The organism is Microvirga rosea, from assembly GCF_020595095.1.
In the GTDB taxonomy this organism is placed as follows: domain Bacteria; phylum Pseudomonadota; class Alphaproteobacteria; order Rhizobiales; family Beijerinckiaceae; genus Microvirga; species Microvirga rosea.
Window position 1 is genome coordinate 83,424 of sequence record NZ_JAJDOP010000010.1, and the last position, 15,283, is coordinate 98,706.

Sequence of the window (15,283 nt, forward strand, 5' to 3'; positions counted from 1 at the left end):
TGGCATCAAGGCGAAGGCCAGCGGCGCTCCAGGGAGGCGGCATGATGCACCAGGCCGGCCGAAAAACATTCCTCTGGTCTCTGCAGGCCGTCGTCGCCCTTGTGTTCACGGTGATCGTCCTCCTGATCTCGGGGGCCTTGATCGGCTTCAACCATCACCAGCTGACCGCCCTCACTCTGCGCGATGCAGAGGACGATTTCCGCCGGATCAATGGCAGCGTCAGAAATGAGATCGCCGGAGGCCTGCGTGTCGCGAGTTCCGTTCTCGACACTTTGTCGCTGACGATCGACCCGAACCTGCCCCTTGGTCAGCTGGCCATCACGTTGACGCCCGTTCTAAAAGATCTCGACCGGCTGCTCCCCGCCGCCATGGGCCTCTTCATCGGGCGTGGGGATGGAAGCCATATTCTCGTCCAGACCCTCGATGGAGGCCGTCCGCCGGAACTTGGGACCGGACCGGACCTTGAGGCCGCGGTCATCGCCTACATGATCGTTCAGCCGACCGCCGCAGGGGAAACCGTGGAATGGGTGGCCGTGGACAAGGATGGGCGGGAGCTTCGCCGCACACCTGCACTCCCGACGGATTTCGACCCGCGCCAGCGGCCCTGGTATGCACTGAGCCAAACGACCGAAAGCACGGTCCTCACACCGCCATATCGCTTCGCTAACGTGCCTGAGGCCGGAGTGACACTGGCGCAGCGCTCGCGCCAGCGAGAAGACGTCGTGTTCGGCATCGACATGACGCTTGCCAGCCTCGATCGCTATCTCGATCGTCTGCGTTTCCCGCCCGAGCTTGAGCTGATCGTCTTTGACCGCTCCGGCGCGCTCATCGCTCATCCCCATGGGGGATCTTTCCGGCAGATCCATCAGGCGGACGTCACCCATCGACTTTTGACGATCGAGGACTTGCAGTCTCCCCTCCTCACCGGGCTTTTCCGGGCATTCCAGGCATCCAAGGATGGTCAGGACAGAAGCCTGTCCTTCACGGTCGACGGCGAGTCCTATTTCGGCCGGACGGAGCCGGTGGGGGAGGGATTCGATAATTTGATGATCGGAATTGCCGTTCCCTATGAAACGATGATGGGGCCAGCGGAACAAATCCGATATGCGCTGCTTCTGGTGAGCGCCATTTCCGTGATCGTCGCGCTGCTCATCGTGCTTCTTGCGTCACGACGCCTTGCACTGCCCCTGCGGACGGCGACCGACGATATTCGCAGAATCATGAAATTCGAATTCGGGCACGCACGACGCTCGCCCTCGCATATCGCCGAAATGCTGGAGCTTTCCCGAGCCATCGACACACTCGAGCTGGCTTTGAGCAACTTCATGCGCTACGTGCCGACGGCGCTGGTGCGCGGCATCATCGGCCGCCGCTTCTCATCGGAGCTCGGAGGCGTTCGCCAGCCTATTACCGTTCTTTTCAGTGACGTCGCCGGTTTCACCACTATGGCGGAGGCGCTGGATCCGGAGCAGGTCATGAGTAAAACCTCCCGTTATTTCAGTGAAATCGGCAGCGAGCTGGTTCGCTCGGGAGCGACAATCGACAAGTATATCGGCGATAGCATCATGGCGTTTTGGAATGCTCCGGATACACGGGAGGATCATGTCGCGCTTGCCTGTCTGGGTGCCTTGCGAGCCTCGCGCCACCTCGATCGCCTCAATGAGGAGTTTCTCGGCGAGGGTGGCGCGCCCATGCGGACGCGCTTTGGCCTTCACACAGGGGAAGCGGTTGTCGGCAATGTGGGATCAATCGACCGAATGAACTATACGGCCCTTGGGCACACGGTGAACATGGCCTCTCGCTTCGAGAAGCTGAACAAGCGCTACGGCACGACGATTCTTGTCAGCGAAGACGTTCGCAACGCCGCCGGGGAGGGATTTCTGTTTCGGTTCGTCGATAAAGCGATCCCCGAAGGAGCGCATGCAGAGATCGCGGTCTACGAATTGCTCGGTGCCGATCTCCCTGACGAGCCTAGTCTTGCGGCGGCGCAGGAACGTCTGGATTCGCTTCCAGCATGGAATGAAGCGCTTGTTTTCTGCGAGAGTGAAAACTGGGACAAGGCAGCGGAAATCCTTGAGGAGCTTGTTGCAAAACTCCCGAACGACCTGCTGTTCAAGGTCCAACTCCAGCGGTGCCGCGCTCACCTTGCGCCGACCTTCACCGAATAGAATTTTCTTTTCCTTTACCCCGGTCCCATCCCGCAATGATCCCTTCTCCTTACATTGACAATTACTACAGCCGAACTGCGACCACGGCTGAGACTTATCCTGCCCTCGAAGAGGATATCGATGTCGATATTTGCATCATCGGGGCCGGTCTTGCCGGCTTGACGGCTGCATTGGAACTCACGCGGGCCGGCCGCTCCGTCGCTCTCGTGGAAGCACATCGCGTCGCCTGGGGAGCATCAGGGCGCAATGGCGGTTTCGTGTCCGCCGGCTATGCAACGGGCCTGTCGCAGATCGAGAAACGGGTTGGTCCTCACGATGCGCGAAAGCTCTATCGCCTTTCCATGGAAGGCGTGGAGATCGTTCGCCGCAATATTTCGGACCTTCACCTCACCGAAGCACAGCCGGTTCCCGGCATCGTCAAGGCCCTTCGCTACGATTCTCGCGGCGCTTTGCGGAAAACCCGGGACAAGCAGGAGCGAGCATTCGGATCAAAGCTGCGTTATCTATCACGGGACGAGATGGCAGCCATATTCGATACGTCAAAGTACCGTGAGGGGATTCTCGACGAGCAGGCGTTCCATTTTCATCCTTTGAATTACGGACGTAGTCTTGCACGGGAGATAGCCCGGCTCGGAGGAAGGATTTTCGAGAATACGCCTGTCGTTTCCGTCGATCTCTCCAGCGCGAAAAAATGCGTCAGAGCCGCCGGAGGCGCTATCCATGCTGAGCAGCTTCTTTTCGCGACGGGTGGTTATACGGGACCCCTTCTGCCGACGCTTGCACGGTCTTTTCTTCCAATCGCAACCTATGTGCTTCTGACGGAAGCCTCTCCCGACCTCGCTCGGGAAACGATCCGTACCTCTGCGGCCATTCTGGACGATCGCCGGGCGGGTGACTATTACCGCCTCGTGGAAGATGGGACACGCATCCTGTGGGGCGGGCGGATCACGACACGAACGACGGATCCTCGTAATATCGCCGCTCTCCTGCGGCGAGAGATGGTCGGCACGTACCCACAGCTTTCAGGCCTGAAAGTCGACGTGGCATGGTCCGGATTAATGGCTTACGCACGTCATCTCATGCCGCAGATCGGCCAATTGCAGCCGGGTGTCTGGTACTGCACCGCCTTCGGTGGACACGGCATGAACACAACGGCCATCGGCGGCACGGTGATTGCGGAGGGTATGATGGGATCGACGGATCGCTATCGCCTTTTCGCTCCGTTCGGACTCCCATGGAATGGTGGGGTTTTCGGAAAAGTCGCGGCTCAATTGACGTACTGGGGATATCAGGCAACTGACGCGGTAAGGGAATATCGCTCGGTGTGAGATCTCGGCAGGCCACTTTGAGCGGTTTTGATCAAGCCTTCCGTTCGATGAGATGTGAATAGCCGTCAGTCAGCCGCATTTGTTAAGCAATAAGCATTTTGTCCTGGCGTCATGCCGCTGCGTAAGGTGATTTCTAGGCCTTGCCAAGGAATGGCGATGCGGAGGAAACAGGCCCATTGGGGTGCGCAAGGGCGGGCTTAAGTTTGACGCATTTGCGAGCTCAAGTTCCAGACCTGTGAGTCGTGCAGGAAAGGAATGGCGATGACGCTAAGCAAACCGCATGATTCTGCCGAGCCGATGATCGTTGCCGAGGCCACCCTGGACGAGCTGAAGGAAGCTGTCCGTGCCTTAAGAACTCTTCAGCCGCGCAGTTCCCTGGCTGATTTCGTCGAAGCTCGGATCGAAGCGCTGGAAAACTTGTGTCGAAAAGGCAAACTGAGCTGAAAGCCGGCAAAAATCCTTGCTTCCTCTGGGTTTGAAAAACGGCGAATTCCTATTTGATCGCGTCGAAGATCCGGCCGGAGAAGAGATACACGAGCATGAGAAGTATGATGCCGATCAGCCAAACGAGTCTGACGGATTGTGCCGATTGTGGTGGTGGAGCCGACAGCTGAGCCGCTTCTATTTTCTCAAAGACCGGTCGCGGTGATGCCGGAAGACGCTCAATAAGCCGGAATGCTGTCGCCGGAACGATGTCCCGCGTTCCGATCAAGCGGGCATGAATCGGAATCTCGCCGCGGAAGGTGACCTCGGCCGGTTGGATATTCGCATCGTAGTTCACCCACCAGTACTCTTCGCGATCGCTCAAAACTAGTCCTCCGCATGTTCGGGCCGAAAGGTCGTCAGCTCTTTATGAAACCATCTCTGCACGATAGGGAGCAACACCTGATGCTGAAGAGCGGACAAGGTCGGCATCATTCCCATCCGAAAGCGAAATATCGCCACGACAGCTCCTGCCGGAAGCAGCAGCGCCCATGGGCGCGAGGCCGCCGGAATGCCGAGGGGCCGCCATGGAGCCTACGAACCCGAGCACCTTGATCAACGACTCGGGCCTCGTCTCGCCATGCCGAGACCGTCGAGCATCTCACCGGGTTGCAGCGATCCATATGGATCCATTGCCTGTCGCGCCGCATAAGCACGAGCCGCGTATCGAGTACTTCTTCAGGTCCATAGAAGAACAGATCACCAGAACTTTCAGAGAACATTGATTTTTTATGGTGACTACTAATATTGTATTTGTAATTATGTTTCCTCTATTATCTTTACTTTGATGGACGTTGGTGCTAGCTCGCTCGCCTTGGGTCTGCTTTCATTCCCAGACGTCGGATCCACACCCTTAGGTGCTGTCTCTGCTGCCGTGCGGGACCGCATAAGCATACGAAGCGTTCTCGCATGAAAGTCCTGTCCATCTTCGGAACGCGCCCTGAGGCGATCAAAATGGCGCCGCTCGTCAAGGCGCTTGAGGCAGAACCGGATCTGACGTCGATCGTCTGTGTCACCGGACAGCACCGGGCGATGCTTGATCAGGTTCTCCGGCTCTTCGACATTCGCCCGGAGCACGATCTCGATGTCATGGTTCCGAACCAGACCCTGAACGGATTGTCGGCTCGCATGCTCGGGACTCTCGACGATCTGCTGACGGCCGTGAAGCCGGATCGGGTGCTGGTTCATGGCGATACGACGACGGCCATGGCCGCATCCCTGGCCGCCTTTCATCGCCGGATTCCGGTTGGCCACGTCGAGGCGGGTCTACGGACCTATGACATCAATCAGCCATGGCCGGAGGAACTGAACAGGCGCATCGTCGACGTCGCCAGCGATCTGCTCTTCGCGCCGACCGCGCGGGCACGGGCCAATCTCGAGAGCGAAAGGCTCGGAGGGCGTGTCGTCGTGACCGGCAATACGGTTATCGACGCCCTGCGCCTGACCGTCGAGCGGCTCGGTTCCGACCTGGAATTGCAGGCCGATCTCGGTGCCCGGTTCAGCCAGCTCCGGAGCGACAGGAAGCTGCTTCTCGTGACCGGTCACAGACGGGAGAACTTCGGCGCCGGGTTCGCCAACATCTGTTCCGCTCTCTCCACGTTGTCCCTCAAGGATGATCTTGAGATCGTCTATCCCATTCATCTCAATCCGAACGTGCGCGGGCCCGTCCGCGAGGCGCTGGCCGACAGGCCGAACATCCATCTTGTCGAGCCTCAGGACTATGTCCCGTTCGTCTATCTCATGCAGCGGGCACATCTGATCCTCACGGATTCAGGAGGTGTGCAGGAAGAGGCGCCGTCTCTTGGAAAGCCGGTTCTCGTCATGCGCGATGTGACGGAAAGACCGGAGGCCGTTGATGCCGGGGCCGTACGGCTCGTGGGCACCGATCCCGACCGCATCGTCGGAGAGGTTGCGGCGCTCCTCGAGGCGCAATCCGTTTCCTCGACCTTTGCTCCGCACCGAAATCCCTACGGCGATGGCCATGCAGCGGCGCGCATCGTCTCGGCCCTGACAGGGCGATCCTTCGAGGAGTTCGCTCCCAAGAACGTTCATCGTTCGACACTCGCCGCTGAATGACCACTGGACCTTACCTTCATGATGACGTTTCCTCCCCATTTCGCCCCGCGAGCCCTTAGGGCCCTCGCGACCACGGCTGCTCTTGGGCTGGCCGTCTGGCCTGGCGCGACTGCCGCCGGCGAAGTTGCGGACACCGTTTCCCAGCTTGCATCGAATAGAATGATCACGCGTGAGGTCAGCCTCAAAGACCTCGGGATACGTGAGCCGATTATCCTCAACGCGTCCGACGCCCGACGCGAGATCTTTTTCCCCGTGCCTCCAGGGGTTTCGGTTCTCGATGCAGGCCTGCAGCTGGATGCGCACTATCTGCGCGGGGAGGGGGGCCGGACAACCTTCGTTTTATCGCTCGATGGTTACCCCGTTTCGTCCCGTTCTTTCACGCAGCCGGAAGGGTCGGCCGATCTTGCGATCGGGGTTGACGGCGCACCGCGATCCGCCGGTTTCGTACGGGTGGGAGCTGCGTGGGCATCGGTTGTGTCCGAACGCGCTTGCACCAGCGAGCGCACCAGCGGCAACATTCTGAGAATCGCCCCGACGACACGGCTGCACTATCGCTACGACGCCACAGAGATCCGTGACCTCTCCATGGCCTGGGCCTCGCTTCCTTCGTCGGTGACCATTGCGGTCGCAGGGCAAACCATGGCGAAAGACTCCTACGACGCCGCATGGCGGATCGGCGTTGCTCTCGAGAGGGTCGGCAAGCGGGCCGTCGTGAGGGCTCTGCCGTCGCCAGGCGACGAGGTTGATCTGGCAGGGATCGTCGTTCCCGATGCTCTGCGGGCTATTCCGGCCTTCAAGAGTCTTGTCGGAGCGGAACGCCTGAAGATCTCAGGTCCTGCCGAGGTCGGCGCTCTTCTGGTTCTCGGTGCGGCACCCGTTCAGGCGCAGGTGGCCATTGTCGATCAGGATTTCCGCTCCAAGATGGACGCGGCACTCACGGCGCTTGCCCAGCAAGTCGATGTCGCCGCGCCGGATGCCAAAGCCGCTTTGGCCAAATGGCGCTCAGGTGCCATGAGCGTTGCAAATGAGCCTCTCGAGTCCGGTGCGGTGCGCCTCATGCAGCTGGCCGGGCAGCCTCTGATCGCCATTGCGCCTGATGCCGGTGCCAAAGCCGCGGGTCTGTTCGACGATCTGTGGCGCAGGCTCGCCGTGTCCAGGTCGGTCGTGATCCGCAACGCCAATGACGGCTCCGGCGATGCTTCGGCGGTCTCTCTGGCGCGGCTCGGCGGCACGGCCATGAGCTTCGACGTGTTGGAGCGTGGGGATTGGTCCGCCACTTTCGATCTGGGCGCGTTAGCCTCCGACGGGCGTGTCCCGTCCCGTCTCGAACTCGATGTATCCGCCGCCCCGGGCGCGACGACGACCCAGCCGGTCGCTTCGGTCTTTATCAATGACATGCTGCTTGGCGCCAAACGCCTGGACGCCAACGGGCAGCCGGAGCGTGTCGCGGTGGAGGTGCCATCCTATGCACTCAAGCCGCAGAACGTGCTGCGAGTTTCCTTTCAGCGGCAGTCCGCAGGCGAGCATTGCCGGGAAACGCCGCAAGCGTATCCTGTCGCGATCCTGCCGACGAGCCGCCTCCTCCTGGAACAGGCGCCGGCGGCCGATGATTTCGCCGGCGTGATACCCCGCCTCGCCGGGCCCGCTGCGATGATCGTTCCCGAGGGCTGGCTGACCAAGGCCCCTGAGACTCTGGCGGTCGCGATCCGTCTTGCCAACGCGTCGGGTTTGTCGCCGGTGCGAGCCTCCTTCACCGCAAGCCCTGGACCCGTAAAGCCCGATCGGCCGTTCCTGTCTCTCGATGTGCCGCTTGAGGGGATGCCGGCGAAGGTCAAAGTGGAAGGTGATCGACTCATCATCGCCGGCCGGGACAGCACCAATCTGCTCGATGTCACGGGGCTCGATGGCCTTGGTGCGATCAGCGTCGTCAGGACGGATGGGCAGCCGGGATTGGTCTATGGCACGGTCGGCCGTCTTCCTCCCGCGCTCGAAGCCCCATTCTCCTTCACCGGAGGCGATATCGCCGTGCTTGGGCCGAGTGGCGTCCTGGCCCAGATCGACACGCGCGACCCGTTCGGCAACCGGCGGGCCCGCGATGACCGCAAGACCTGGTTCCAGGAATTATGGGGCAAGGTCGCGTGGGGAGGATCCGCCGCCGCTTCGGGCCTGCTCTTGCTGATCGTCCTTCGGGCCCGGCAGGTTCGGCGCCGTCACTCCGGCAGCGATCACTGATTGTCGACCGATCATGCTGTTCTACTGGCCATACCTTCTCGCCGATTATTACGCTGTCCTGGAAAAAATCGCAGCGGGCGTGGCCATTTTCATCCTGATCTCCAGCCTCGACGATCTCTTCATCGACGCTTGGTATTGGATACGGGAAGCGTATCGGACATTGATCGTCAAACGCCGATACATGCCTCTGACGCCGGAGCAACTGCGGGAGCAGAGCGAGCAGCCTCTCGCCATCATGATTCCGGCATGGCTCGAGTATGACGTCATCGCTCCCATGCTCGAGAACATGGTGACGGTCCTCGACTACCGACAATATGCGATCTTCGTCGGGACTTACGTCAACGACGCCGCTACCATCGCCGAGGTGGAGCGGATGAAGCGGCGCTACAAGCAGCTGGTGCGTGTCGAGGTTCCTCACGATGGTCCGACCTGCAAGGCGGATTGTCTCAACTGGATCATTCAGGCCATCTTTCTTCACGAGGAGCAGCAGGATATCCAGTTCGCGGGAGTCATTCTCCACGACAGCGAGGACGTGCTGCATCCTCTGGAGCTCAAGTTCTTCAATTACTTGTTGCCGCGGGTCGACCTCATTCAGCTGCCCGTCACATCCCTCGAGCGTGACTGGTACGAGCTCGTCGCCGGCGTCTATATGGACGAATTCGCCGAATGGCACGCGAAGGACTTGGTCGTTCGCGAAAGCATGACCAGCGTCGTGCCGTCCGCCGGCGTCGGAACCTGCTTCTCCCGGAGGGCCTTGCTGGCGCTTATCGAAACGTCCAACAACCAGCCCTTCAACACGGACAGTCTCACGGAAGACTACGACATCGGAATCAGGCTTGCCCGCCTCGGGATGAAGTCCATCATGGCGCGGTTCCCGGTGCAGTTCCAGGTGAAGCGAAACACTTGGTTCGGCTATGGGCGTCCCAAGGAACTCACCCTGACGATGCCCCTTTGCGTCCGGGAGTTCTTCCCCGACACGTTCCGGGCTTCTTATCGCCAGAAGGCGCGCTGGACGCTCGGAATCGGACTGCAGGGCTGGTCGCAAATCGGGTGGCGCGGATCGCTGGCGCACAAGTATCTGCTGATCCGGGACCGCAAGGGAATTCTCACAAGCCTGGTCACGATTCTGGCCTACGTGCTGCTAGCCCAGTTCATTCTGTTCCAGGCTGCGGCCGCCGCGGGGTGGTGGACAGCTCAATATCCGTCGATCTTCGCCAATGAAGAATGGCTTAGCACCGTCATCTGGTTGAATGTGATCGCCTATGGCCTGCGCCTCGCGCAACGGATCTACTTCGTCACGCGCTTGTTCGGCTGGGTGCATGGCGTCATGTCCGTGCCCAGGCTCGTCGTCGGCAACATCGTGAACTTCATGGCGACCGCCCGGGCCTGGAAGATCTTTCTTTCTCATCAGATCTTCGGCAGCCGCATTGTTTGGGACAAGACGATGCATGATTTCCCCAATGCCGAGGCATTGGTTCGTGATCGGCAACGGCTCGGTGAGCTGCTCGTGGCCTGGCAGGCCGTGGACGAGCAAACATTGCAAAGCGCCCTTGCGGAGCAAGCGCAACGGAGTGTCCCTTTGGGGCGCATTCTGGTGACTCGCGGAGATCTCGACGAGGAGACCTTGGCGGAGGCCATCGCCTTCCAGGCAAACCTGTCGCGCATTCATCTCAATGCGGACCTGGTGCAGGCGAGTTCCGGCCTGGTGCCTGTCGACCTGTGCGTACGAGAGAGGCTGCTGCCGATAGATGCGGGCAAGGGAAAGCCCATGCTGGTTGCCGCCGCAAAGCCCCTTGAGGCCGAGGTTCTCGAGGAATTGCGGTCCCTTCTGGGATATGTGCCGGAACAACGGATCGCCCGGGAGGGTGAGATCGCCGCAGGCCTGCGCTTGCTCCGCGGTTCCTCATACGCTTTCCAAGACAATGGCATGCCGCTCTTGGGAGACATTCTGTTGGAGAAGGGCTTGGTGGATCCCGACGCGCTCGCAGCCGCTCTCAGGGAGTATCGTCCGGACCAGCACGGACGTATCGGCGATTTTCTGGTGACGCAAGGTGTCGTCACACGGGGGGCTATCCATGAAGCCTTGGGCGTACAGCAGCGGATCTTGTCACTTGCAGAAGCCTAGATCACAACCTATGCCACGGCAGACGTCGCCGTTCCCCGTTCTCCGCCAGAGGACATGATGCCCGACAAGTTCCGGCTCGGTCGCACTGCCCTGTTCTCTCTGATCGGAGCGGTCACGCTGCTCGCGACGGCAGGAGGAGCGTGGGCTCAGAATGCCGAAGAATTGCCGCTGACCGGACCGGCCTACGAGATTGCAAGACAAGCGTATGAAGCCTTTGAGCGCAAGGATTATGCAACGGCTATTGCGCGGTCTCAGGAGGCGATCCGCCAGCGCCCTGACGTCAATCGTCTGAAGCGCCTGCTCGTTGAAGCTCTGATCGCTTCGGGCGCCCTGGAAGAGGCTGACAAAACCGCCTCCGGCTATATCCAGGCGGGCGTTCAGGATAACGAGCTGGTTCAATTGCGTGACCGCGTGCGGAAGCAGATTGCCGAGCAATCCGCGCGCCGGACCAATACGCCTGAGACACCGGCTCATGCCGTTGATCGCGCTTCACCTGCCGAAAAGCCTGACATGGCCGATGCGCCAATTGTGCGCCCTGCGGACCAACCTCGCCAGGTCCAGCAAACTGCCGATCCGGCTTTCCAGGCGGCCGACAGCGCCTACAAAGCTTATGGGCGCAAGGATTATGCCACAGCCATTGCGCAGGCTCGTAAAGCCGTGGCGCTGAAGCCCGATAGCCGGGATTATCGGCTTCTTCTGATCAACGCGCTTTCGGCCGGCCAGCATCCGCAGGAGGCAGACAAGATTGCAACCGCCGCCCTGGCGGAATTTCGGGACGATGGAGAAATCCAGGCCCAACGCGGCTATATCCGGGTTGCCCTTCGCCGATACGCGGCTGCTGCCGACGATTTCGCCGCCGCCCTGTCAAGCCGCAGATCACCTGTTCGAGACAGGCGTGCTCTTCTGCTCGCGACGTCCGATGCGGCTTTAGCGGCAAAGCAACCGCAGCGCGCCCTCGATGCGCTGGCGTCGTTGAAAGGCGAGCGCAGCTACGCGGTTGCGGGCCGTCTGGGCTTTGCTCTTCTCGCCCTCAATCGGCGCGAGGAGGCTCTCCAGGCGTTTCGGGAGGCTGCCACCTACAAGGCGACTCGCCAGGAAAAGGCGACGGTGACGCGAGCGGAGATAGGACTTCTGGTCGATTTGGACCGCAAGGATGAGGCACGCCAACGCTTTGCTGAGACCCAGGAGACATTGGCGGCGCTTCCAAGTCTCGATGTTGCATATTTGGCCAACCGCATCGGTGATGATCAGAGCGCTGGTCTGAATTTCGAGCGCGCGCGAGCCGCGGGTCAGCTCAAGGGCTCAGGTTACTTGGATGCGGCCTATACGGCGAAGCGGCTGTCCATGAACGATCAGGCGATTGAGCTCTTCAAGGCAGGTATCGACGCGGCTGCGAATGGGCAGTTGGAGCTTGAGCCTCAGCGGCTTTTCGGTCTTCGCCGCGAGGTTGCCGAACTGGAGCGCAGTTGGGGCGCTTACGCCAGTCTATCGTACGGCGCCGTCGGCGTGGCGCCCGGTATCCCTAACGCGCCAACTCCCGCCGGCGGAAACGTCCTGCAGGCTGGAACGGAAATCTACTGGCGTCCGCCCGGTATCGGTTATCGCAACGGGGCGCTTGTCGAAGTCTTCGGGCGCGTCTTCGAGACACTGACCGATGAGACCCACGGCCCGACCGGCGCCTCGACGGCACAAGGCTATGTCGGTGCGCGCTGGAAGCCGTTCAGCACCATCAACCTCGTGCTGGAGGCAAGCCGACTGTTTCCCATCGGCAAAATTGCCCGCACCGACAGCCTTCTCCGCGTGGCCTATTCCGACGGTTACGGAACGGATCTGCGGGTCGATGTTCCCGATTGGTGGACATGGCAGGTTTATGGGGATCTCGGATATTACGTCGAGGAAAAGCAGACCGTCGGCACCTTCGAGGCGCGTGCCGGACACAGTTTCCGGCTCGATGGTATCAGCAACCGGCTCGTCCTGACCCCATTTCTGGCGATCGGCGGCGGCTACGACAGTTCTCTCGCGACGCCCGAAGCGCTGGGGGCTGGCGCTGGCCTCAATCTTCGCTATTGGTTTCGCGAAACGCGGTATGCTGCGCCCCAGTCTTCGATCGATGTCAACGTCCAATACCGTGCGAGGCTGGGAGGAGATGATCGTGCACAGGGTGTTTTCGCTGGAATTACCCTGTCATATTGATGAGGGGAGGGGTGGTTCGCTGCTCCAGACACGCGCCTCCCTTGAGACCGTGCTGAAATGGGGGAGCGGGTAAGATGCGATCCCGCTCATGGCTCCTGCCGACCCTGATCGTTGCTTCCGCACTGTCTGTGATCGCTCTTTATCTCGCACTGTTTGGCACGCCGCGCATTCGTCGCGGGGATCTGGTGAAGGGCATCGTCTGGCAGGTGGACAATGCCACCGTCGGCATTCAGGGCCGTTGGGAGACAATCGGAGCGCGCCAGCTTCTCGTGCAATGGACGATTGTCGACAACGTCGCTTTCGTCCCCGATACCGGTCTGCCATCCGCGACTCGGTTGCCGGATTGGATGCGGATCTCGAAGGAGCCTTGGGCGAAGGAGGTCATCCTCGGCATGGCGGGCCGATTCAGCGAGGCCGAAGCACGTTCCCGGATGGTAGATTTGGCCGCTCTGTCACAGCGTCTTGCTCAACAGCCCACTCCTTTGAATGTCGTCGGGTGGTACTTTCCCGTGGAGGTTGATCCGACCTGGGCTGATGCCTCCCGCATGGCACTGCTCCTGATGCAGCTTCCCCGGCCGCTTTGGATCAGCGTTTACGATAGCGCCAATGTCGGCGCGGATGTGCTGGCGAACTGGCTCGCCTCATGGCTGCCGCCGGATGTCGGCGTGTTTTTTCAAGATGGCGTCGGCGTTCATGCCCGTGACGCATCTGTCGCTCGTCACTACGCTGATCGCCTCGCAAACAGACTGGGAGCGTCTCGCGTCCGCATCATCGCCGAGGCGTTCCGTCCCGATCCGAAAGGAGGGTTCCGCTCTGCCGCCGCGACGGAACTTGCATCACAGATCGCCGCCTATGACGGCTACGACCTCTATCTTTTCGACGGCCCGCATTACGTCTCCGACGCGCTCGTCACGCAGTTGAGCGAGTTGCGGTGACGCCCTCACGGGGCGCGCGTCCGTTCTCCATGGTAAATCCTCAGCAGACCATCGTGAGGCACCAGGCGCAAATTCGGCCCCGTGCGGGCAAGCCCGGTCCGCGCGTCGGAATTGGCATGAAGGGTGTTTCCGGAGTGTCTAGATTCTGGATGAAACACATCCTGCCGATCAAAGCGCCTCTTTCTTGACCAGGTGCAGATAAGCGGGATCGAACTCGCCAGCTTTCTGCAGTCCTTCCCAATTCAGCACCTTCAGAGCTCCCCCACGCAAGCTGATCAGGCCTATACTTCGAAGATCCTGAAGCACCCGGTTGGTGTGCACTGTCGAAAGCCCGAGAGCATCGCCCAGCTCGGCCTGAGTGAGCGGCAGATGGAAGGCATAGTCTTCCACCAGTTCGACGGCTCTTAATCGCACCAGCAGCTCGCAGAGAAGATGCGCAATTCGGCCATAGGCCGAGCGCCGCCCCATGCCGATCAACCACTGCCGGAACACGGCCGCATCGATGAGGGTATCGCGCCAGAACAGGTCGCCGAGACGGGGGTGGCTGTGGATCAGGGTGCGCAGGTCGTCGTGCTGGATGAAAGCAAGCTTGGAGGGGGACAGCGTGCCCAAGCTGTGATCCATCAGGTGCAGGTGCAGACTCTGAAGATCAGGAATGTCGCCGCTGATGTGAAACGAATGAATCTGCCGTCTGCCCTCATCCGTGACGCTGTAGCGGCAGGCAAAACCCTCGACAATCAGACAGCACTCGGAAGGAGTGTCCCCTTCGGAGACGATGTCCTGATTGGCCGGGAGAGTCTTCATCCGCAGCGGCAGGCGCAGCAAGGCCGCCTTTTCCTGGGACGCGAGCGGGGCAATGCTCTCCAGCTTGCGAATCAGCGCGACGGTATGCGGATGAATGGCGTCCATGACAGCCTCCCCCAATCTGACTTGGCGGGAGCAAATGTCTCTCGGCTGCTAGCGCCTCAGGATCGGATGCCAACGATATTGCAACCGTGACATGCAAATACGCCTGGAGGAAGGCAGGAACACAGGACCCCTATCCTAGTTGAAAGCTCATGCCCCGCTACTACTTCAACGTCAGAGAGGGAGCGCGCTTTGTTCCCGACGAAGAAGGCCTGGAGCTCGACGGCCTCGATGCGGCCGAATACGAGGCTGCCTGTGCGGCGGCCGAGATCGGACGAGACCGGCTGCCGAGGGGCGATACTCGTGAGGTTACGGTTGAGGTGAAGAACGAGTATCGGCAACGGGTGCTGACCATCACCGTCTCGATGGCGATTGACCGGGTGGATCCGGCGCCGGACCCCCCGCGCACTTAAGCCGGGCGGCACGATTTATCGAGCCGGTATGCTCGCGTCACGTTCGTCCGCGAATCGTCTCGTGTTTGACCTGAGCTTGTGGGGGAGAGTTCGGCGCAAACCCTTGCATCATAAGGGCTTGGGAATGGTGCTGCCAGAGAGGATTGAACTCTCGACCTCTCCCTTACCAAGGGAGTGCTCTACCACTGAGCTACGGCAGCATGCGTTGGGCGCGCCGGGTTACTGCCACAGGGGAGCGCTCGGCGCAAGTTTGAAGTTCAAATTTATTCCGCTGCGGCGATTTGGGAGGCGAGGGGCAGGCTCAAAGCGGTCCAGACTTCCACCAGGGCGCGGGCAAGCGCATCGATGTGCACGTCCGTATGGAACGGGCCGGGCGTGATCCGCAGGCGTTCGGTGCCCCGCGGGACCGTCGGATAGTTGATCG

The 15,283-nt window shown here is 60.7% G+C and carries 11 protein-coding genes, 1 tRNA gene and 1 pseudogene; 9 read left to right on the plus strand and 4 right to left on the minus strand.

The annotated features are described in order from the left end of the window. Positions 1-41 precede the first annotated feature (41 nt). From LJD17_RS19825 to LJD17_RS19835, 3 genes are all read left to right on the plus strand, one after another. Entirely contained in the window at positions 42-2,168 is a 2,127-nt protein-coding gene (locus LJD17_RS19825) for an adenylate/guanylate cyclase domain-containing protein (protein ID WP_227385936.1), read from the plus strand. A 35-nt stretch (positions 2,169-2,203) separates the two neighbouring features. Next, positions 2,204-3,496, plus strand: coding sequence for an NAD(P)/FAD-dependent oxidoreductase (locus LJD17_RS19830; RefSeq protein ID WP_227385937.1), 1,293 nt, complete (start codon positions 2,204-2,206; stop codon positions 3,494-3,496). A gap of 255 nt (positions 3,497-3,751) precedes the next feature. Further along, the gene (locus LJD17_RS19835; RefSeq protein ID WP_227385938.1) at positions 3,752-3,940 is read left to right on the plus strand and encodes a hypothetical protein; all 189 of its coding nucleotides are present in this window, start codon (positions 3,752-3,754) and stop codon (positions 3,938-3,940) included. A gap of 49 nt (positions 3,941-3,989) precedes the next feature. On the opposite strand, the gene LJD17_RS19840 is transcribed toward LJD17_RS19835, so the two are convergent. Beyond that, a complete protein-coding gene (locus LJD17_RS19840; RefSeq protein ID WP_227385939.1) occupies positions 3,990-4,304 on the minus strand; it encodes a hypothetical protein in 315 nt (104 codons plus the stop codon). A 584-nt stretch (positions 4,305-4,888) separates the two neighbouring features. On the opposite strand from LJD17_RS19840, the gene wecB reads away from it, so the two are divergent. The 5 genes from wecB (at position 4,889) to LJD17_RS19870 (ending at position 13,540) form a co-directional block, all read left to right on the plus strand. After that, positions 4,889-6,055: a non-hydrolyzing UDP-N-acetylglucosamine 2-epimerase gene (gene wecB / locus LJD17_RS19850; RefSeq protein ID WP_227385940.1), complete on the plus strand. Its 1,167-nt coding sequence runs from the start codon at positions 4,889-4,891 to the stop codon at positions 6,053-6,055. 18 nt (positions 6,056-6,073) lie between these two features. Then, positions 6,074-8,287 carry a cellulose biosynthesis cyclic di-GMP-binding regulatory protein BcsB gene (locus tag LJD17_RS19855; RefSeq protein ID WP_227385941.1) on the plus strand — a complete coding sequence of 738 codons (2,214 nt, stop codon included), beginning with the start codon at positions 6,074-6,076 and terminating at the stop codon, positions 8,285-8,287. 13 nt (positions 8,288-8,300) lie between these two features. Then, the gene (locus LJD17_RS19860; RefSeq protein WP_227385942.1) at positions 8,301-10,412 is read left to right on the plus strand and encodes a glycosyl transferase family protein; all 2,112 of its coding nucleotides are present in this window, start codon (positions 8,301-8,303) and stop codon (positions 10,410-10,412) included. 54 nt (positions 10,413-10,466) lie between these two features. Then, positions 10,467-12,605 (plus strand): bacteriophage N4 adsorption protein A, encoded by a 2,139-nt coding sequence (locus LJD17_RS19865; RefSeq protein ID WP_227385943.1) that lies wholly within the window; start codon positions 10,467-10,469, stop codon positions 12,603-12,605. A gap of 74 nt (positions 12,606-12,679) precedes the next feature. Continuing rightward, positions 12,680-13,540 carry an alpha-amylase family protein gene (locus tag LJD17_RS19870; protein ID WP_227385944.1) on the plus strand — a complete coding sequence of 287 codons (861 nt, stop codon included), beginning with the start codon at positions 12,680-12,682 and terminating at the stop codon, positions 13,538-13,540. A gap of 168 nt (positions 13,541-13,708) precedes the next feature. Here the strand turns inward: LJD17_RS19870 and LJD17_RS19875 are convergent, their stop codons facing one another. Continuing rightward, positions 13,709-14,449 carry a Crp/Fnr family transcriptional regulator gene (locus LJD17_RS19875; protein ID WP_227385945.1) on the minus strand — a complete coding sequence of 247 codons (741 nt, stop codon included), beginning with the start codon at positions 14,447-14,449 and terminating at the stop codon, positions 13,709-13,711. A 149-nt stretch (positions 14,450-14,598) separates the two neighbouring features. Here LJD17_RS19875 and LJD17_RS19880 point away from each other — a divergent pair, with 149 nt between their 5' ends. Continuing rightward, positions 14,599-14,859 carry a DUF6894 family protein gene (locus tag LJD17_RS19880; protein ID WP_227385946.1) on the plus strand — a complete coding sequence of 87 codons (261 nt, stop codon included), beginning with the start codon at positions 14,599-14,601 and terminating at the stop codon, positions 14,857-14,859. 125 nt (positions 14,860-14,984) lie between these two features. On the opposite strand, the gene LJD17_RS19885 is transcribed toward LJD17_RS19880, so the two are convergent. Continuing rightward, positions 14,985-15,059: transfer RNA gene (locus LJD17_RS19885), tRNA-Thr, on the minus strand. Between the two features lie 63 nt (positions 15,060-15,122). After that, positions 15,123-15,283, minus strand: a pseudogene (locus tag LJD17_RS19890) (5-aminolevulinate synthase); the annotation flags it as partial.